At 71.3% G+C, this 19,931-nt stretch carries 15 protein-coding genes; 5 read left to right on the top strand and 10 right to left on the bottom strand.

Going from position 1 to position 19,931, the window contains the following annotated elements; all coding sequences use genetic code 11:
- Positions 1 to 111: 111 nt before the first annotated feature.
- Positions 112 to 711: a hypothetical protein gene (locus BU204_RS19870; protein WP_075127210.1), complete on the bottom strand. Its 600-nt coding sequence runs from the start codon at positions 709 to 711 to the stop codon at positions 112 to 114.
- Between the two features lie 101 nt (positions 712 to 812).
- A complete protein-coding gene (locus BU204_RS19865) occupies positions 813 to 3,116 on the bottom strand; it encodes a sodium-translocating pyrophosphatase (protein WP_075127209.1) in 2,304 nt (767 codons plus the stop codon).
- Between the two features lie 264 nt (positions 3,117 to 3,380).
- Between BU204_RS19865 and BU204_RS19860 the strand changes: the two genes are divergently transcribed.
- A complete protein-coding gene (locus tag BU204_RS19860; protein ID WP_075127208.1) occupies positions 3,381 to 5,720 on the top strand; it encodes a DEAD/DEAH box helicase in 2,340 nt (779 codons plus the stop codon).
- Positions 5,721 to 6,360: 640 nt separating this feature from the next.
- On the opposite strand, the gene BU204_RS19855 is transcribed toward BU204_RS19860, so the two are convergent.
- The 8 genes from BU204_RS19855 to ssd all read right to left on the bottom strand — a co-directional run bounded on the left by BU204_RS19855 (position 6,361) and on the right by ssd (position 12,957).
- Entirely contained in the window at positions 6,361 to 6,981 is a 621-nt protein-coding gene (locus BU204_RS19855) for a bifunctional DNA primase/polymerase (protein WP_198942927.1), read from the bottom strand.
- Positions 6,982 to 7,189: 208 nt separating this feature from the next.
- Positions 7,190 to 7,588 carry an Rv3654c family TadE-like protein gene (locus BU204_RS19850; RefSeq protein WP_075127206.1) on the bottom strand — a complete coding sequence of 133 codons (399 nt, stop codon included), beginning with the start codon at positions 7,586 to 7,588 and terminating at the stop codon, positions 7,190 to 7,192.
- A complete protein-coding gene (locus BU204_RS19845; protein WP_233160417.1) occupies positions 7,585 to 7,911 on the bottom strand; it encodes a TadE family type IV pilus minor pilin in 327 nt (108 codons plus the stop codon). Before BU204_RS19845 ends, BU204_RS19850 begins: the two co-directional genes overlap by 4 nt.
- 51 nt (positions 7,912 to 7,962) lie before the next feature.
- A complete protein-coding gene (locus BU204_RS19840; protein WP_075127205.1) occupies positions 7,963 to 8,142 on the bottom strand; it encodes a DUF4244 domain-containing protein in 180 nt (59 codons plus the stop codon).
- 25 nt (positions 8,143 to 8,167) lie between these two features.
- Positions 8,168 to 8,878: a type II secretion system F family protein gene (locus BU204_RS19835; RefSeq protein WP_075127204.1), complete on the bottom strand. Its 711-nt coding sequence runs from the start codon at positions 8,876 to 8,878 to the stop codon at positions 8,168 to 8,170.
- Positions 8,879 to 9,348: 470 nt separating this feature from the next.
- Positions 9,349 to 10,146 carry a type II secretion system F family protein gene (locus BU204_RS19830; RefSeq protein WP_075127221.1) on the bottom strand — a complete coding sequence of 266 codons (798 nt, stop codon included), beginning with the start codon at positions 10,144 to 10,146 and terminating at the stop codon, positions 9,349 to 9,351.
- 5 nt (positions 10,147 to 10,151) lie between these two features.
- A complete protein-coding gene (locus BU204_RS19825) occupies positions 10,152 to 11,303 on the bottom strand; it encodes a TadA family conjugal transfer-associated ATPase (protein WP_075127203.1) in 1,152 nt (383 codons plus the stop codon).
- 562 nt (positions 11,304 to 11,865) lie between these two features.
- Positions 11,866 to 12,957, bottom strand: coding sequence for a septum site-determining protein Ssd (gene ssd, locus BU204_RS19820; protein WP_233160416.1), 1,092 nt, complete (start codon positions 12,955 to 12,957; stop codon positions 11,866 to 11,868).
- A 456-nt stretch (positions 12,958 to 13,413) separates the two neighbouring features.
- On the opposite strand from ssd, the gene BU204_RS19815 reads away from it, so the two are divergent.
- From BU204_RS19815 to BU204_RS19800, 4 genes are all read left to right on the top strand, one after another.
- Complete coding sequence (locus BU204_RS19815; protein ID WP_075127202.1) at positions 13,414 to 14,244, top strand: HAD-IB family hydrolase; 831 nt, start codon at positions 13,414 to 13,416, stop codon at positions 14,242 to 14,244.
- 614 nt (positions 14,245 to 14,858) lie between these two features.
- The gene (locus BU204_RS19810) at positions 14,859 to 16,706 is read left to right on the top strand and encodes a glycoside hydrolase family 3 protein (RefSeq protein ID WP_075127220.1); all 1,848 of its coding nucleotides are present in this window, start codon (positions 14,859 to 14,861) and stop codon (positions 16,704 to 16,706) included.
- Positions 16,703 to 17,977: an exo-beta-N-acetylmuramidase NamZ family protein gene (locus tag BU204_RS19805; protein ID WP_075127219.1), complete on the top strand. Its 1,275-nt coding sequence runs from the start codon at positions 16,703 to 16,705 to the stop codon at positions 17,975 to 17,977. Before BU204_RS19810 ends, BU204_RS19805 begins: the two co-directional genes overlap by 4 nt.
- A 16-nt stretch (positions 17,978 to 17,993) precedes the next feature.
- Positions 17,994 to 19,769, top strand: coding sequence for a serine hydrolase domain-containing protein (locus tag BU204_RS19800; RefSeq protein WP_143229605.1), 1,776 nt, complete (start codon positions 17,994 to 17,996; stop codon positions 19,767 to 19,769).
- The last annotated feature ends 162 nt before the right edge of the window (positions 19,770 to 19,931 follow it).

Genomic DNA, 19,931 nt, shown 5'->3' with positions numbered 1-19,931 from the left:
TCACTCTCAGCTCGACAGTGTGCACGTTGCCGTTCGTGATACCTACCCCCAGGTGCCTGCCGGCACCCCTCCCGGGAGCGGTACTCCCCCTATTACCTGACTAGCACACGCTCAGGCCGGCTGGCGCGCGCGGGATACCGCGGGCCAGCTCGCTTCGGCCGCCGCGAGCGGTGGCCGGCCCACCAGTTCGGCGAGCCGACCGAGCCGCCGCCGGCCGGAAATCCGCAGGCCGGGGCCGCTGTCCTGGCCACAGTAGAGGACGGAGGGCAGCCCGCAGCGCGCCACCGCCGTACCGATCGGTTCGTGCGTCCACGGGGCCAGCGGATCGAGGCCGAGCAGGTAGCCGCCATCGGTCCAGGCGCCCGCGGCGAGCGCCCAGAGCCTCAGCGCGGCACCCCCCAGGGTCAACCCGTCCGGAGCAGTCTTGTCGTCCTCACCCTTGCTCCACGCGGCGGCAAGCGGGCTCAGGTCGGCCCGGAACGCCGTGCGGACCAGCAGACCCTCCTCGCACGTGTAGAGGGTGGCGTCGACGCCCCGCTCGCCGAACGCGCGGACCAGAGCTCGACCCCGCCAGGTCTCCCCCACGACGATCGAGAGCCGCGCCGCGACGCCGCCGAACCTGGCCAGCCGACCCGGCCCGCACAGCAGCCCCGCGAGGTCCCCGCGAGTCGGCGGGTTCGCCTCCGCGGAGAAGAACGACAACTGCGCCACCCGAGAAAGGATAGAACACGCGTTCGATCCTTGGGAACTACACAGACGAACGGGCCCGCCACGGATCGTGCCGTGGCGGGCCCGCACGCTCTACTCGGTGGTCAGGCCACCCCGTTGGGCACCGGCGCGTTGTCCGCGTCGGCCGGGTTCTCGGCGATCGCCGTGCCCCGCCGCTTGGACACGAAGATCGCGACGGCGATCAGCAGGGCCGCGATCACGGCGAACGTGATGCGGATGGCAGCGTTGGCGTCCTCGCCGATCGAGAGGGTCACGATCGCCGGGGCGATCAGCAGCGAGACCAGGTTCATCACCTTGATCAGCGGGTTGATGGCCGGGCCGGCGGTGTCCTTGAAGGGGTCGCCGACCGTGTCGCCGATGACCGTGGCGGCGTGCGCCTCGGAGCCCTTGCCGCCGTGGTTGCCGTCCTCGACCAGCTTCTTGGCGTTGTCCCACGCGCCGCCCGAGTTGGCCAAAAAGACCGCCATCAGCGTGCCGGTGGCGATCGCGCCGGCGAGGTAGCCGGCCAGCGGGCCGACGCCGAGGCCGAAGCCGACCGCGATCGGCGCCAGCACCGCCATCAGACCCGGCGTGGCGAGCTCCCGCAGCGAGTCACGGGTGCAGATGTCCACCACGCGGCCGTACTCGGGGCGGACGGTGCCGTCCATGATCCCGGGGTTGGCGTGGAACTGGCGGCGCACCTCGAACACCACCGCGCCCGCGGCACGGGAGACGGCGTTGACCGCGAGGCCGGAGAACATGAACACGACCGAGGCACCGATCGCGATGCCCACGAGGACGTCGGGGCTGAACACGATGAAGTCGGTCAGGTCCAGGTCCGCCGCGGCCTCCGCCAGAGCCTCGGTGATCGCGGTGAGGTACGAGCCGAACAGCGCCGTGGCGGCGAGCACCGCCGTCGCGATCGCGATGCCCTTCGTGATGGCCTTGGTGGTGTTGCCCACCGCGTCCAGCTCGGTCAGGATCGCCGCGCCCTCGCCCTCGACATCGCCGGACATCTCGGCGATGCCCTGCGCGTTGTCCGAGACCGGGCCGAAGGTGTCCATGGCGACGATGACGCCGACCGTGGTCAGCAGGCCGCAGCCGGCCAGCGCGATCGCGAACAGCGCCACGAACAGCGACCCGGACAGCAGGAACGCCCCGTACACGGACGCGCCGATGACGAGCGCGGTGTAGACCGCGGACTCGAAGCCGACCGAGATGCCGGACAGGATGACGGTCGCCGCACCGGTCAGCGAGGACTTGCCGACGTCCTTGACCGGCTTGTAGTCGGTGCCGGTGAAGTAGCCGGTGAGCCAGAGGATGACGCCGGCCAGCACGATGCCGATGATCACCGCGACCGCCGCGATCAGCGCGGGGCTGCCGGCCTCGCCGGTGTTGGCCGCCCCGTCCAGCTCGGAGAACGAGGTGGGCAGGAACACGAACGCGGCGATCGTGCACAGCAGCGCGGAGATCAGCGCCGAGATGTAGAAGGAGCGGTTGATCGCCGTCAGGCCGCTCTCACCGGTCTTGGCCCGGGTGATGTAGACGCCGATCACCGCGGTGATCACGCCGAGTGCCGGCACGATCAGCGGGAACAGCAGGCCCTGCGAGCCGAAGGCGGTGGAGCCGAGGATCAGCGCGGCGACGAGCGTCACGGCGTAGGACTCGAACAGGTCCGCGGCCATGCCCGCGCAGTCACCCACGTTGTCGCCGACGTTGTCGGCGATGGTGGCGGCGTTGCGGGGGTCGTCCTCGGGGATGCCCTGCTCGACCTTGCCGACCAGGTCCGCGCCCACGTCGGCGGCCTTGGTGAAGATGCCGCCGCCGACACGCATGAACATGGCGATCAGGGCGGCGCCGAAGCCGAAGCCCTCAAGGACCTTGGGCGCGTCGCCCGCGTAGACCAGCACGACGACCGCGGCACCGAACAGCCCGAGGCCGACGGTGGACATGCCGACCACGCCACCGGTGCGGAACGCGACCCGCATCGCGATCTCCCGGCCGCCCTGCTCGCGCGAGGCGGCGGCGACCCGCAGGTTCGCCTGGGTGGCGAGCCACATGCCGAGGTAGCCGATGAGGAACGAGAACACCGCGCCGACCACGAAGAACAGCGAGCGCCCTATCCGCTCACCCCAGCCCTCCGCGGGCAGGAAGAAGAGGAGCACGAACACAATCGAGCCGAAGATCAGCAATGTGTTGCGCTGCCGCTTCAGGTACGCGCCGGCGCCCTCCTGCACGGCCTTGGCGATCTCCTGCATCCTGGAGGTGCCCTGGCCCGCGGCCAGCACCTCCTTGAGCAGCACATAGCCAACGGCCAAGGCAGCGAGGGCGATCACGGCGACCACGACCACCACGCCGCGGTCACCGCCGGTCAGCGGCGGGCCCTCCGCTAGGTACTGCCAGGACATCGGTCCTCCAGCTACTTGTGCCTGAATGGGCGCATACGTTCGGGCGGCCTGGCCCGGCCGCGGCAAAGCCCCTGATCGGGACGGGTGCGCCACCAGGTATTGATGGGACGACGGCGGAGTCTATTGGTTGGGTTCTCGCCGGTCGCGAGCCGTCCCGCCATCTGCGATTCCGGTCGCTTTCCGGCGCGGTTACGGGATCGATCAAGGGGATCGATCCAGCATCGCCCGCGCGGGGCTGTCGGTGCCGTGTGCGAAGCTCGTCGCGTGGGTAGGCAGCCAACCGCGGAGCGTGGTGCCCGCTTGCTCGAGCGGGTGCTCGCGGGTGTCCCGTCGGGGGAGAACCCGCTGCGGCACGTGCGCGAGCTACCCCGTCGACCGGCGACGTCGGTGCCCTGGCCCGAGTGGGTGCCGGAGGCGCTGCGGTCCTCGTTCGGCCGATGTGGGGTGAGCGCGCCGTGGGCGCACCAGGTGGAGGCCGCCGAGCACGCCTGGGCCGGGCGGCATGTGGTGCTCGCCACCGGCACCTCGTCCGGGAAGTCGCTCGCCTACCAGGTGCCGGTGCTGTCGCGGCTGGCAGCAGACCCGCGGGCCACCGCCCTGTACCTGTCGCCGACCAAGGCACTCGCGGCCGACCAGCTGCGGGCGCTGAACGCGCTGTGCGACCCCGACGTGCGCCCGGCGACCTTCGACGGTGACACCCCGCTGGCGGAGCGGGACTGGGTGCGGGCGCACTCGCGGTGGGTGTTCACCAATCCGGACATGCTGCATCGCGGGATCCTGCCGGCGCACGCGAAGTGGGCACAGTTCTTCCGGCGGCTCACCCATGTGGTGGTCGACGAGTGTCACGGCTACCGGGGGGTGTTCGGCTCGCACGTGGCGCTGCTGATGCGCCGGCTGCGGCGGGTGGCCAACCGGTACGGCTCGGACCCGGTGTTCGTCCTGGCCTCGGCGACGGTGTCGGATCCGGCGGGGTCGGCGACCCGGCTGTCGGGGGTGCCGTGCGAGGCGGTGACGGAGGACCGGTCGCCCCAGGGCGCGCGGACGGTGGCGTTGTGGGAGCCGCCGCTGCTGCCGGAGCTCGCCGGGGAGAACGGCGCGCCGGTACGCCGGTCGGCGGGTGCGGAGACCGCGCGCATCCTGACCGACCTGGTCGTGGAGGGGGCGCGGACGCTGGCGTTCGTGCGGTCGCGCCGGGGGGCGGAGCTGACCGCGTTGTCGGCCCGGCACGCCCTGTCCCAGGTGGACCCGTCGCTGCCGGCGCGGGTGGCCGCGTACCGGGCCGGGTTCCTGCCGGAGGAACGCCGAGCGCTGGAGAAGGCGCTGGTCGAGGGCACATTGCTCGGGGTGGCGAGCACGAACGCGCTGGAGCTGGGTGTCGATATCGCCGGCCTGGACGCGGTGGTGGTGGCGGGGTACCCGGGCACGCTGGCCTCGTTCTGGCAGCAGGCCGGGCGGGCTGGCCGCGCGGGAGACAGTGCGCTCGTCGTGTTCGTGGCCCGCGACGACCCGCTGGACACCTACCTCGTGCACAACCCGTCGGCGGTGCTGGACAAGCCGGTCGAGGCGACGGTGATCGACCCGTCGAACCCGTACGTGCTGGCGCCCCAGCTGGCGTGCGCCGCGGCGGAGCTGCCGCTGACCGAGGCGTGCCTGCCGGCGTTCGGTCCGCCGGCCGCGGTGCGCCGGGTGGTCGAGGATTTGGTGTCGGACGGTGTGCTGCGCCGTCGCCCGACCGGGTGGTTCTGGACGTCGCGTGACCGCCCGCACCCCGGTGTCGACATCCGCGGCTCCGGCGGGGAGCAGGTCGCGGTGGTGGAGGGCGACTCGGGCCGCATGCTGGGGACCGTCGACGGCGGGTCGTCGTTCACGACGGTCCACCCGGGAGCGGTGTACCTGCACCAGGGCACGTCCTATGTGGTCGACGAGCTGGATCTGGAGTCCGGGCTGGCGCTGGTGCACCGGGAGGATCCGGAGTGGTCGACGCAGCCGCGGGAGGTCGTGGACATCTCGGTGCTGTCGACGGAGTCACGGCGGGAGTTCGCCGGGGAAGTGTCGGTGTGCCTCGGCGAGGTCGCGGTGACGTCCCATGTGGTCGGCTACCTGCGTCGGCTGCCGAGCGGGGAGGTGCTGGACCAGGTTCCGCTGGACCTGCCGGAGCAGACGTTGACCACGCGGGCGGTGTGGTACACGCTGAGCGCGTCGTCGCTGGCCGAGGCGGGGCTGGCGAAGTCGGAGGTGCCCGGCGCGCTGCACGCCGCCGAGCACGCGGCGATCGGTCTGCTGCCGCTGTTCGCGACGTGTGACCGGTGGGACATCGGCGGTGTGTCGACAGCTCTACACGCCGACACCGGGGAGGCGACCGTGTTCGTCCACGATGGCCACCCGGGTGGAGCTGGTTTCGCCGATCGTGGGCATGCCGCGCTGGTGCCGTGGCTGACGGCGACGAGGGACGCGATCGCGGCGTGCGAGTGTCCGGCGGGATGCCCGTCGTGCGTGCAGTCGCCGAAGTGCGGCAACGGGAACGAGCCGTTGAACAAGGCGGGAGCGGTGGCCGTGCTCGACGCGGTCCTGGGAGCAGTGGCGGCCCAGCAGCCGGCTGCTTAACGGTCCTGTGTGGAGGTTGGGTCCGGTGATCGCGGACCTCTGCGACCGGCTGCCTTGATTCGCGTGCCCCAGCACCGCTCGACTGTGGACAGTTCGTTGAACCTGGGCGTATGCGTCCCGTGGGCTCGTGCCTGCTCGTTGGTACGCAACGGTTTCACAGGTCTCGGCCGACAGGGCCGAGGTGTGGTGCGGCAACGCGCCGGGGGCCGGAGCGGGTTCCGGCGGCCCCGGCGCGTTGCGCTACGCCAGGCGCGCGAGGGAGCGGTCTGCTACCGCTTGGGTCGGCGCACTACCAGCGGCCGATCGTCGACGGGGTGTCCATCGCGCACGCAGGTGGCGGGAGGCTGATACCTCCGCGCGCGATGGCCATCCCTGGGGCCAGGTCTCGCCGACGGTCGGATGCTGGACGCGCTGCGGGAGATCAACTCCTCCGGCAAGCGCCCGGCATGCTGCCCGTTCCCGGTTCGGTCGCCTGATTGCGGGAGCGGCGCCGAGATGGGGAACGGGGTGGCGGCGGTGAAGCGGCATGTCTGCTGGTGCACGCCCACCGTCCGCCCGCCGGGAGGGTGCTCCCGACGAGGACTGTGACTCGGGTAAAGCTGAGCGCATCCCACTCATCCCGTCAGTTGCTCTGGGTCAGTCAGTCCGCTACGACCAGCTCGACGGCCGACCGGGCGAAGGTGCCGCGGGCGAGCGCGTCGAGGAGCGCCTCCTGGACGGTCTCGGAGGCCGGCATCTGCCAGCCGCACACCTCGGGGCGGACCCGCCAGTGGACGACGCCGTGCTGGACCGGCGTCGGCGGCAGCGGGACATAGCTGCCCTCGGCGTGCCGGATGACCTCGGGGTGCTCGGCGAGCGAGCGCGCCAGCGGCTGCCCGGCGCCGACCAGGAACGTCCAGCGGTCGTCCGGGGTCGCGATGATCGGCACGGGGAGGCCGACGGAGCGCAGCTCGCGGGCGGTGCCGCGGCCGAGGTCGCCGGGAACCTCGATGGCGTCGAGGCTGACGCCGGTGGCGAGCAGAACGCTGTAGGGGCGGCCGCTCCACCAGGAGGCGACCTGCTCCGGCTTGGTACCGATGCGCTCCTGCCAGTCCTCGTGGACGGGGTGCGGACCGGTGTTCTCGGTGCCCTCGCGGCCCGCCCACTGCGAGCCTGCCGGATAGGTGCCCGGAAGCACCGGCCAGCCGCGCCAGGCGAGGCCGATGGCCTGGGCCCGCAGCTCGACGCGGAAGGCCCCGCGCCAGCTATCCGACCATTCCATGTCCAACATTCGGGTACATGCCTCCTTGTGGATCGAGCAACTTGGTGATCACCAGGTGCTCTGCGTCTCACTTAACGGCAGACCCCCCGTCCGCCGAAACTTTTAGTCGACAACTGGTCGTTGTGACACGGTGAACGAATAACCAAGAGCGGCCGGCTGAAGCGCGATCCGCCGGTCATCGCGGCACTCGCCGTCCGGGCAACGCCGTTTACCGTGTGGGGACGACCGTTCGCCTCGTGTCCGCCGGTCGTTCAACCGGCCCGGCCCTGGCCCTCGCGGCGGCTGGCCCGAACGTCGCGAACAGGCCCGACGGCTCCGCGGTGACCTCGACGAGGGCGTCCCACCCCTTCAGGTGGCAGGACCGCAGCTCGACCCGCATCTGTTCGACCACCCATCGCGCCCTGCCGCACGCCGACCGCTCACCGTGGGGCGCGAGAGCGGCGGCGGCCAACGCCGCGAGGTCGGCCGCGCTCTCGGCCCGGTGGCGGGTGGTGGTCGCCGCGACGACCCAGACGACCGCGGTGGCCACGATGAGCACGGCAAGGATGCCGGCGGCCGCCCATACGCTCGCCGCTCCCCTGTCGCCCTCGGTCGGCTCGTCGGTCACGGCGGCGACCCTGGCGTGGGTTCACCGATGGCGAAGGCCTCGGCCCGCACCCGCAGCCCGGGCACCAGGCCGGCGACGGGCGCGGCGTGGACGATCACGTGGATCTCCTCTCCTTCTGTAGAGATGTCGACAGTGGCACCGCGCGGGGCGATGCGGCGCGCGGCCGCGGCGGCTCCGTCCGAGTCGCCGCGGGCGGTCAGGCGGGCCGCCTCGCGAGCGGCGTCGGTGCAGCGCAGCTGGTCGACGGCGGCCGAGATCGCGCCGAGTGCCAGCGCGAGCACGGTGACGAAGCCCGCCAACGCGACAGCGGTCTCGACGGTCACCGTCCCGCGGTCGCTCGAGGGTGCGCGGCGGCCGCGCCTGATGCCGGGCACTCAGTTCGCCGCGAAGGCGCGCTCGAGGATGCCCTGCAGGCCCTCGAGCACGGTGTCGCTCTGGATGACCGCGAGCAGGGCCACGGCGAAGGCCGCGGCGGCAAGGGCGGCGAGGGCGTACTCGATGGAGACGGTGCCGTCGTCGGTGCTCAGGAACTCGCGGTGGGGTCGGATGAACATGGGTTTCTCCTTGTAGGTCTGGTTTTCACAGGGACAGGTGGTCGGCGAGGCCGGCGATCACGGGGGCGATGCCGAGGCAGACGAACGCGGGTAGGAAGCAGAGTCCGAGCGGGGCGGCGATGACGACCGAGGCGCGTTGGGCTCTCGCCTCGGCCGTGTCTCCTGCCCCGTCCCGGACGGTCGTGGCGAGCGTGGCGACGACGTCGGCCAGGGCGGCGCCGGAGCGGGCGGTGTGCCGGGCGGCGCGGGCGAGCGGTGCTGTGGGCGGGCAGGCCAGTGCGGGGGCCCAGGCGTCGACCGGGTCGGCGCCCATCGCCAGCCGGTCGGCCGTGGCACGTAGGGCCTGGGCGACCTCGGGTGGGAGACCGCCAACGACGGCGGCGACTGCCGTCGCAACGGGGAGCCCGGCGCGGAGGCAGGCGGCGAGGAGGTCCCAGGCGGCGGCGAGCGTCAACGGGTCCGGGGTGGGGTCGCGGGTGCGGGTGAGCCGGTTGGTGAGCCACCAGGCGCCGGCGGCGACGGCGGGGCCGACGAGCGGGGCGAGTGGCCAGCCGGTGGTGACGGCGGCTAGTAGTCCGAGCGAGGCTGCGAGGGCGGCTCGGGTGAGGGTGGGGTTGAGGGAACGGGGGCGGCGGGTGCCGGTGAGCGTGGCGAGGCGGGTGCTGGCGGTGCGGGCGCGGGACCAGAGCAGTGGAGTGGTGGCGAGGAGCAGGAGTGCGGTGCTGGTGGAGTTCATGAGGGCGCTCCGGGTGCTTGTGATTGGGCAGGGCCGGTGGGGAGTGCGGGCTGGAGACGTCGGGGCTTGAGGTGAAGGGCCGGCGCCGTGTGGGGTGGGGACCTCAGGGCTGAAGGCGAAAGGCTGGAGGCGAAAGGCTGGGAGCGTGAGGGCTGTTCGGCATCAGCGCGCTCGTGGGGGCGTGCGCGTTGGCGGAGGTGCCAGGGCCCGGTGGACCTTCAGGGTTCGCGGGGGTGCCAGGGGCCGGGGGCCCATCAGGGCTGAGGCCCATCAGGGGTGCGGCCATCAGGGGTGAGGCCATCAGGGGTGAGGCCATCAGGGGTGAGGCCATCAGGGCTAGAGGCGTGAGGGCTGGCTCGGCATCAGCGCTTTGGGGCGTGCGGGCCGGCGGGGGTGGCGAGCGTGATGGGCTCGTGGGCAGGGTCCGCCTTTCTTCGCGTGCGGTTGGAAGCGGCGAGGTTGGTCGGGTGTCATGGGGAGATGGCTTGGGAGGTGAGGCGGGCGCACCAGGTCGTGCCGGCGCACTGGAGGGCTACGCCTGCCAGGAGCAGGGCTTGACCGACGGCCGTTGTGGTCAGGACGTGGATGGGGTGGGCTCCCACGGCTTCGCCCATTGTGATGCCGAGAAGTGGGAGTAGGGCCAGGACGGTGGCGCTGGCTCGGGGGCCGGCCATTCTGGCCGTGACCTGTCTGGTGAAGCGTTGGCGTTGTTCGAGGTCCCGGACCGTGGCGGCGAGAATGTCGGCCAGGGGGAGGCCGTGGCGCTGGGCCAGTGACCAGGCTTGGGCTATCCGCGCCAGGACCGTGGGGGTAGGTGACTCCGTCATGGACAGGGCTCGATGAATGTCGCCGTCCAAGCGGGCCGTGGCGGAGATGGCCCGCATGGAGGCGGCGGCTGCGGGGTGAGCGTCGGCGGCTGCCGTTTCGGCGGCGTGGGCGGGGTGGGCGCCGGCGCGTAGGGCGGCTACCAGGGAGCGGAGTGCTTCCGTCAGACCGTCTGTGGCTGCGAGGGAGCGGCGGAGGTCGGTTCTGGCCCGCCACCGGCGGTGGAGGGTGGTGGCCAGTAGTGCCGCCGCGGCGGCTCCGGGGAGGTCCGCCGCCAGCCAGCCTGTGGGGACGGCCAGGCAGATCGAGGTGATGAGGCTCAGGCGGGGTGGGCGCCAGGAACGGGTGGGGTGGCGGGCGAAGTGCAGGGCGCGCAGTCGGCGGGCGGGTTGTCCGGGTGGCCAGGTCAGCGCGGCCAGGGCGAGGAGAGCGGCGGTCAGCATGTCCGTCACGCCCTCGGACTGAGCATGGTGTTGAGGGCGGAGCTCGGGTTGTCGTCGCCGTCGTGCCAGGTGGGGGTTACGTGGACTCCTGTTCGCGTGCGGTTGAGGACGCCGATCTGGGCCAGGCGGCGGGTGCCGTCGGGGCGGCGGTGCATGTGCAGGACGACCTGGAACGCGGCGGCGAGCTGGCTGTGCAGTGCGGCGCGGGAGAGTCCGCCGAGGGCGGCCAGTGCCTCCATGCGGGCGGGCAGCTCGGCCGGGGAGTTGGCGTGGACGGTGCCGGCGCCGCCGTCGTGACCGGTGTTGAGGGCGGTGAGGAGATCGCACACCTCGGCACCGCGCACCTCGCCGACCACGAGGCGGTCCGGGCGCATGCGCAGCCCCTGGCGGACGAGGTCGGCGAGGGTCACCTCGCCGGCGCCCTCGATGTTCGGGGGGCGGGCGATGAGGCGGACGAACTGGGGGTGACGCGGCGCGAGCTCGCCGGCGTCCTCGATGGAGACGATGCGCTCCCGAGGGTCGACCGCGGCCAGGAGGGCGCTGAGCAGAGAGGTCTTGCCCGCGCCTGTGCCGCCCGTGACGACGAAGGCGAGGCGTGCGGCGACCAGGGCTTCGAGCACGCGTTGGGTTGGCTGGTCGAAGGTGCCGAGGCGGCGGAGTGCGTCGAGGTCGTGGCCGGCGCGGCGCAGCACGCGTAGGGACAGGCAGGTGCCGTCGGCTGCGACGGGTGGGAGGACGGCGTGGAGTCGCACCCGGCCTTGAGCGGTGACCGGTAGCCAGGCATCGACGAACGGCTGGGCGTCGTCGAGTCTTCGGCCGCAGGCGAGAGCGAGGCGCTGGGCGAGGCGGCGGACGGAGTCCTCGTCGGGAAAGGTGACGTCGGTGCGACGGAGACCGCCGGGGCCGTCCAGCCAGACCTGGTCGGGGGCGGTGACCAGGATGTCGGTGACCTCGTCCGTGCGCAGCAATGGATCCAGGAGACCGGCACCGACGAACTCCTGGCGCATCAGGCGAAGTGCGCTGAGCACGTCGGCGTCACCGACGACGCCGCCGGCCTCCTCGCGGACGGCGCGCGCCACGACGGCGGGGGTGATGACGGTGGCGGTGCTGGCCAGGCGGCCGCGGACGCGGTCGACGAGGTCGGTGGTGTGGTTCATGCCGTTCTCCTGTGGCGGTTGGTTCGAGGTGTGGCCAGTCAGGCGGCGGGGCCGGTGCAGGACGGGCACGGGTGGGCTGGGACGAGGGGGCAGCGCCAGGTGGCCGGGCGGAGCCAGCACAGGGGCGCGAACGGGCATGGTGTGTCCGCGCGGGGGCGGGTGGGCGTGGGGCCGGCGGTCAGGCGGCTTGTTCGGCGGCGCTCGGCCAGGTCGATGACGGCGGCGAGACCTTGGGGCTCGGGGACGACGACGTGTGGGCACGGGGCGTGTGAGAGCGGGCAGGGCGACGCTTTCGGCCGGTGGGCGGCCAGGTCGATGAGGTCGGTCATGGCTGGGCTCTCAGGGATCGGACGGGCTGGGACTGAGGTGGGAGCCGGCGGGGAGCCGGGGACGATCGAGGCATGCGCCGCTCGGAGAGGGCTTTCTGGGATGGGGAGTTCGGTTGGTTGGGGCGCTCATGACGCACCTCGCACGGGCGCGTGGGGCAGGGCGCGTGAGCAGTGGAGCCGCCGCGACCGCAGAAGGCCTCCTGGCTAAGCGGTCAGCGGTCAGAGTTGCCATGTCACGCCTGGTCAGGGCGGTCATGGCGTGGCTCGTTGGGGTCTGATGGGGCGGGGGGTGTGGGCGGCCAGTGCGGTGAGGGCGGTGCGGGCGGCTTTGGAGAGAGGGCTTTTGGGGCGGGGCGAGAAGTGGCCGCGGTCGAGGGTTTGGGGGAGGTTGGGTTCGGGGCGCATGGCGGTGAGGACGGGGAGCCCGGTGGCTCGGGAGACCTCGGTCGGGGTGAGGCCGCCAGGGGCGGGGCCGCGGACGACGAGTTGGGGGGTGACACCCAGCTCGGCCAGGTGATCGGCGAGGAGACGGGCCGAGGCGCACGCCCGTACCTCGCCGGGACGACCACGACCGTCAGGTCGGCTCGGGTCAGGGCGGCCTGGGCGCTGGGGCCGAGGGTGCGCGGGAGGTCGCAGATCACCGTTTCGCCTGCTCTACGGCCGGCTTCCAGTACGGCTGCGACGGCGTCGGGGGCGGGAGACGCGCCTTGCCTGGCGCCGGACAGCAGGGTCAGCCGTGCGTTTCCGCGGGTGCGCGTGGGAAGCGCCTCGTGCAGGGAGGACGCGGCTACCCGGCCGGCTCTCAGCTGCATGTCGGGCCAGCGCAGGCCCTGTTCGAGCTCCGCGCCGAGGACGAGGTCGAGCCCACCGCCCAAGGGGTCGCAGTCGATGAGGAGGGCGTGCTGGCCGGTGCGTATCGCCGTCAGGCCGAGGGCTGCGGCGAAGACCGACGCTCCGGCGCCGCCTCGGCCGCCGAGTACGGCCACGGCTCGGCCGGTGGTGAGGGCCGGGGCGTCGGTGGCGTCGGCGAGGGCGTTGACCAGCCAGGGTTCGGCACCGGGGAGCTCGAGGACGCGTTCGGCGCCGATTTCCACCGCTCGTTCCCAGAGGGTTCGGGGAGCCGGGTCGGTGGAGACCAGGAACACGGCGTCGCGGCGGGGTAAGGCGGCTTGGGCGCACTGGGCGGCTGTGGAGGCGTCGAGGATGACGGCAGTGGCCGTGGCCCAGCTGGAACGGGTAGCGGCGATGTCCGGGACGCATTCGAGGTCGCAGCCGGCGGCGGCGGCGAGTTTGAGTACGTCGTCGAGCAGGTCTTCGTGTTCCACGAAGGCCAATGGGCGGTTCTGATCCACCTGACTCCCCCGATCGCGTGTGGGCCAGGCGGTTGCTGGCCTTGCTGACCACGATCGACCTGTGCGGGGGCCGGCTCAACGGGGGAAGATCAACATGTGGATGGCTGGAGCAGTTGTGGATAAGTGAGCCTGGGGACCAGAGCAAGCTGGGTGCGCCAGCGGGCAGGAACAGGCAGGCGAGCGCGCATGGCGAAGGGCTCCCGAAATGGCTCAGCAGCCGAAGAGGGGGAGATAGTGGACGACCCCCGCCAGGGGGGAGGGACGGGGGTCGTCGAGGTTCAGCCCCGGGGGGTCGGGCTGAACCGCTCAGCAAGGCTGAGCCTCACTACTGTAGCCCCTTGGCTCCGGACTGTGTTCGCAACTTGCTCTCACCGGCGCGTTTGCCCCTGGCGCGACGGCGGTTGCCCGGCCCGGAGCGTCCACGCTCCTATGCTGGCGACCGTGACGAAGCGCGCCGAACCACCAGAACCGCAGCGGGCGGCGGCATTCTTCGACCTGGACAAGACGGTCATCGCCAAGTCGAGCACGTTGGCGTTCAGTCGCCCCTTCCTCCGCAACGGGTTGATCAATCGGCGAGCCGCTCTCAAGGGGGCCTACGCCCAGTTCGTGTTCGCCGCCTCAGGGGCGGACGCGGACCAGGTCGAACGGATGCGGGCGCACCTGACCGCCCTCTGCACCGGCTGGGACGTGCAGCAGGTGCGAGCCGTCGTCGAGGAGACGCTGCACGACATCGTCGACCCGCTCGTCTACGCCGAGGCCGCGGAGCTGATCGCCGACCACACCGCCGAGGGACGCGACGTCGTCGTGGTGTCCGCGTCCGGGGACGAGATCGTCTCGCCCATCTCGGCGATGGTGGGGGCCACCCGGGCCATGGGCACCCGCATGGTCGCGGTGAACGGGCGGTACACGGGCGAGATCGAGTTCTACTGCTACGGCCAGAACAAGGCCACCGCCATCAAGGAGCTCGCCGCGGAGGAGGGGTACGACCTCGCCGCCAGCCACGCCTACTCCGACTCGATCACCGACCTTCCCATGCTGGAGGCGGTGGGGCACCCGACCGTGGTCAACCCGGATCGGGGGTTGCGGGCACTCGCCCTCGAACGCGGGTGGCCGATCCTCGAGTTCACCAAGCCCGTCTCGCTGCGTTCACGCTTCCACGGCAGGCCGGGAACGGCCGTCGCGGTCACCGCGATCGGGATCGGAGCGATCGCGACGGCGGGGGCCACCTGGTATGGCATCCACCGCCGGCGGAAGAGGTGACACTTCACTCGTGTGGCGGTACCCCAACCATTCCGAAACTGCGCTCTGACCTGCGGAAAGAAGCTCCAGCGTACTCTCACTAGATGTACTCGTCGACACCTTCCGGTCTCTGTAACGGTGCACCCTTATGAGGTCTTGAAGTGACCTCCATCACTCGGTACAAAGGAGATGCGGACCCTCACCGGCCAGGGCCGGAGCGGAAGAGAAGTTCTGGTCACCCCGTATGGGGCTCCGTGCACGAGACACCGGGCACCCACGCGCAGCCAGCCGCGGGAGGCATGTCGTCAAGGGACTGCGTACCGGGACGCCGGACGCCGAGGCCAGGTAGGTACGACACTGTTGCACGCTTGGTAACCCGAGCGTCTCGTGCTGGGCGATTGGGCGATCCCGTCCACGTTTTCCGTGGACTGGGATCGCCCAGTTCATGTGCCCAGGTCTCCGCGCGTGCTCCCGTTCTTGGCGAGCCGATACGCGCTCCCAGCGGCTAGGTTGTTTGGGCCGAACGCGTGATTGCCCCGCACTACCTGGTGTGGGTAACTTACCGGTTGCTACGAACAGTCGGTTAAGAGGTTACGTAGTGGTCCTGCTGGCCCGCCAGGGAGGCCGTAGTGCTCATGTCCCGTTCCTCCGCCCGTCGCCTCCTCGCCGTGGCGATCGCCGTGACCGCCGGTACGGCCGTGGTTAGCGGCTTCTCCCCCGCCAACCCGCTCGCCGGCTCACCCCGGGCCAACCCCGCCCAGGCCGACCCCGAGGCGCTCGCGCTCGCCCAGGCCCGCACCCAGCTGCGCGGCATGTCGCTCGAGCAGAAGATCGCCCAGCTGTTCGTCGTGTCCGTCTGGGGCAAGGCGGCCGACGAGGCGCACCCGACCAACCAGGCCGAGTACGGGGTGGACACCCCTGCCCAGGTCATCGAGAAGTTCGGTGTCGGCGGCGTCATCTACTTCAACAACAGCGGTACCGACAACGTGGACAACCCACGTCAGGTGGCGGCCTTCTCCAACGGCCTTCAGCGCGCCGCGATCAGGCACAACACCCACCTCCCGCTGATCGTCGCGATCGACCAGGAGGGCGGCAACGTCACCCGGCTCGAGTCACCCGCCACCGAGTTCCCGGCCAGCATGGCCGTGGGCGCCGGACGCAGCACGGCCGACGCCCGGACCGTCGCCAAGATCAACGGCCGTGAGCTGCGGGCGATGGGCATCAACCAGAACTTCGCCCCGGTCGCGGACGTCAACTCCAACCCGGCCAACCCGGTCATCGGCGCCCGTTCCTTCTCCTCCCGCCCCGAGCTGACCAGCGACATGGTCGCTGCCGAAGTCGAGGGCTACCAGGAGGGCGGCCGCATCCCGGAGACCGTCTCGTCCTCGGCGAAGCACTTCCCGGGCCACGGCGACGCCGCGACCGACAGCCACACCGGTCTGCCGAACATCGGACGCACCGAGGCCGAGTGGCGCGCGATCGACCTGCCGCCGTTCCAGGCCGCGATCGACGCCGGCATCGACTCGATCATGACCGCGCACATCCAGGTGCCCAGCCTCGACCCGACGGGTGTCCCGGCCACCCTCTCCAAGCCGATCATGACCGGCCTGCTGCGTCAGGAGCTCGGCTACCGGGGCGTCATCGTCACCGACTCCCTCGGGATGAGCGGCGCGAACGTGTTCCCGGCCGAGGAGATCCCGGTGATGGCACTGGAGGCCGGGGTGGACCAGCTGCTCATGCCGCCGGACCTGCCGCTGGCGCTCAACGCCGTCCGGCAGGCCGTGGAGAGCGGGCGCCTCACCGAACGGCGCATCGACCAGAGCCTGCTGCGGATCCTGCTGCTCAAGCTCAAGCGCGGCATCCTCACCCACCCCCTCGTCGACGAGCGCAAGGTCGACCAGAAGGTCGGGACGCCCGCCAACGTCGCCGCGATCCAGGCTGTCACCGACCGCACGACGACCGTGGTGCGCAACGACGCCGGCCTGCTGCCGATCAGCGGCAACCCCGGCCGCGTCCTGGTCACCGGAATCGGCGACGCCACGACCGGCCTCACCCACCGCAGCCCCGAGTGGCTGGCCCAGGCCATCGGCAGGCGCGGCGCCACGGCGACCCCGCTGCCCACCGGCACCAGCCCCACCCAGGCCACGATCGACCAGGCCGTCACGGCGGCCCGCGGATCGGACCTGGTGGTCGTGCTGACCAACAACCTGAGCGGCCGGCCCCAGCAACGGGCGCTGGTCAACGCGCTGCTGGCCACCGGCAAGCCGGTCGTGGCGGTGGCCTCCCAGATCCCCTACGACGCCGGTTTCGTCGACGCGCCCACCTGGGTGGCGACCTACGGCTGGCGGGCCAACGCCATGGAGGCCCTGACCAAGGTCCTGCTCGGCGAGCGCTCCCCCACCGGCAAGCTCCCCGTCGACATCCCGGTCGGCGGCGACCCGAACACCGTCCTGTACCCGTACGACACCGGATTGACGTGGTGAGCATGGACCGTCGCCGTTTCCTGACCACCTCCGCGCTGGCCGCGCCGGCGCTCACGGTGGCCTCCTCCGCCACTGCGGGGGCGGACGCCACCAGGACCGGCTGGCACGAGCGCCGGGTGATCCCGGCGTCCGACCAGCTCGCCGCCGACGGCTGGCGGCGGTTCCGCGGCCGCAAGGTGGGAGTGATGACCAACCCCACCGGCGTGCTCCAGAACCAGATCCACATCGTCGACTCGATGGTGGCCGCCGGCGTTCCCCCGACCGCGGTCTTCGGGCCGGAACACGGCTTCCGCGGAACGGCCCAGGCCGGCGGCTCCGAGGGCGACTACCTCGACCCGCGCACCCAGATCCCGGTCTACGACACCTACCTCGCCCCGATCCCCAAGATCGCCGACCAGTTCCGCAAGGCCGGCATCGACATGCTGGTCTTCGACATCGCCGACATCGGGGCGCGCTTCTACACCTACATCTGGAGCCTGTACTACGCGATGCAGGCGGCGGTGGCCACCAACATCGACTTCGTCGTGCTCGACCGGCCCAACCCGATCGGGGGCCGCGCGTACGGCCCGCTGCTGGACCCGGCCTACGCCTCGGGTGTCGGCCGCAAGCCGATCGCCCAGCAGCACGGCATGACCGTGGGCGAGGCGGCCCGGTTCTACGACGCGGAGTTCCTGCCGACCGACGCCGGCGGACGGCTGCGCAGCCTGGAGATCGTCAAGGTCCGCAACTGGCGCCGCGACCAGCTGTTCCTCGACACGGGTCTGCACTGGGTGCTGCCCAGCCCCAACGTGCCGACGCCGGAGACGGCGTTGGCCTACCCGGGCACCTGCCTGTTCGAGGGCACGGTGTTCTCCGAGGGACGGGGCACGACGCGGCCGTTCGAGATCATCGGGGCCCCGGGCGTCGACTGGCGGTGGGCCGAGGCCGTGAACGAGGCCGGGCTGCCCGGGGTGCGGCTGCGCGAGCAGTACTTCGTCCCCACCTTCCACAAGTGGGTCGGCCAGACCTGCGGTGGCGTGCAGGTGCACATCACCGACCCGTACCGCTTCCAGGCGATCCGGACCGCGATCACGATGCTCGTCGCCGCGAAGCGGACCCATCCCGACGTGTTCGCCTGGCGGCCGGACAACTTCATCGACAAGCTGTCCGGCTCGGACCGGCTGCGCAAGATGATCGACGCCGGCGCCGGTGTCGACGAGGTGATCGGCGCCTGGCGGTCGGAGCTCGCGGCCTTCAACGCGAAGCGGGAGCGGTACCTCATCTACCGGTGACTACCCCGAGGTGACCATGTCCAGGCGAAGTGTCCTTTCCGGTCGGGTCCTCGGCGCGTTGGTCGCCGTGCTCGCCACCATCACCACGGCTGCGGGCGCGGCGGCGGGAACGGCGTCGCACGGCCGCGACGCCGAGGGCAGGTTCGACCGCCCACAGCCCGCGTTCGCCTCACCGCGGACCGTGTTACGGGACGCTCCGCCGGGACGGGTCGGGCTCGACCCGGCACCGATCGACGCCGCGCTGACCAAGATCGACGAGTGGACGAGGACGCATCCCGACCCGCTGGTCAAGGACCACCCGCTGTACTCCGGCGCGGTGACCGTGCTCGCCCACGACGGCGCGGTGGTGAGCCGTTCCACCAGCGGCTACGCGGTGCGCTACGCCGACGCTGCCGGCACCGAGCTGCCGGACGCGGAGAAGGTGCCGATGCGCCGCAACACCATCTTCGACATGGCCTCGGTGTCCAAGCTGTTCACCTCGCTCGTGGTGATGCAGCTGGTCGAGGCCGGCCAGGTGGACCTCGAGGCGCCGGTGTCGACCTACCTGCCGGAGTTCGGGGTGAACGGCAAGGAGTCGATCACCGTCGCCCAACTGCTCACCCACACCTCCGGGCTGGTGTCCTGGATCCCGCTCTGGTCGCGCTACCCGGACATCCCGTCGCGTATCCAGGCGGTGATGGACATCGCACCGCGGACCACGCCCGGCACGAACTACGAGTACTCCGACCTCAACCTGATCACGCTCGGCGTCCTGGTCGAGCGGCTGACCGGGGAGCGGCTGGACGAGGTGGTCGCCGACCGGATCACCAGGCCGCTGCGCATGGTCGACACCGGCTACAACCCGCCGGCCTCGAAGCTGGACCGGATCGCGGCCACCGAGTTCCAGACCGCGCCACCGCGCGGGATGGTGCGCGGCTCGGTGCACGACGAGAACGCCTGGTCGCTCGGCGGGGTCGCGGGGCACGCCGGCATCTTCTCCACCGCCGACGACCTGGCCATCCTGGCGCAGACCATCCTCAACGGCGGCAGCTACCGGGGAGCCAGGATTCTGCGTCCCGAGACGTTGGCGCTGATGCTCGAGAACCACAACGAGGCGTTCCCGGCCAACCCCCACGGCTACGGGTTCGAGCTCAACCAGCTCTGGTTCATGGGTGCGCTCGCCGGCCCGCGCACGGCCGGCCACACCGGGTTCACCGGGACGGACCTGGTCATCGACCTCTCCTCCCGGTCCTTCGCGATCCTGCTCACCAACCGGGTGCACCCCAGCCGGGGCTGGGGCTCGATCAACCTCGCGCGCGAGACGCTGGGGACCGGGCTGGCGAAGGCACTGGCCGTCCGACCCCAGCACGGCCGCGACTCGTGGTACTCGGGAATCGGAGACGCGTCTCAGTCCACTCTCACCACTGTCTCACTGCAACCACGCGGCCACGTTGAGGTGAAGTTCAATGCCTTTGTGGACTCTGAGATAACGGACCCGCTTACGCTCGAGGCGAGTGTCGACGGCACCACCTGGACCCCCGTCCCGCTGAGAGTTTCGGGACGTGGCGCCCCCGACGGCGAGGTGGTTTCCCTCTCCGGATCGGGCCACCGAGCGTGGTGGCAGGTGCGTGCACACGTGCCGCACGCTGCGGAGATCACGCTGCGCTGGCACTTCGTCACCAACACCCGGTACACCGGGCGCGGCGTCCATGTCGACGGGATTATAGTTACAGAGCGTGGCCGATTGCTCCTCAACGGTGAGAAAGAACCCCACAAGCTGCAACCAGACGCCTGGCAGCGCAGGTCACGATAGGGACGAAAACTGGTTGAAACGCTAACGACCCAGGGGTCATCGTCGATTCCGATGTTGAGATAGCCCGACGTCCCCTGAAGTTTCAACCCCGGACGGGTAGCGTTGTCGACGGACAACGCCGACCTCCTCGTTGTCCTACATGTCTGTTGGTAAGTTTCCCAC

The organism is Actinophytocola xanthii (assembly GCF_001921205.1).
In the GTDB taxonomy this organism is placed as follows: Bacteria; Actinomycetota; Actinomycetes; order Mycobacteriales; family Pseudonocardiaceae; genus Actinophytocola; species Actinophytocola xanthii.
The sequence above is the reverse complement of the archived record's forward strand: the minus strand, read 5'-3'. Positions and strand labels throughout refer to the sequence as shown.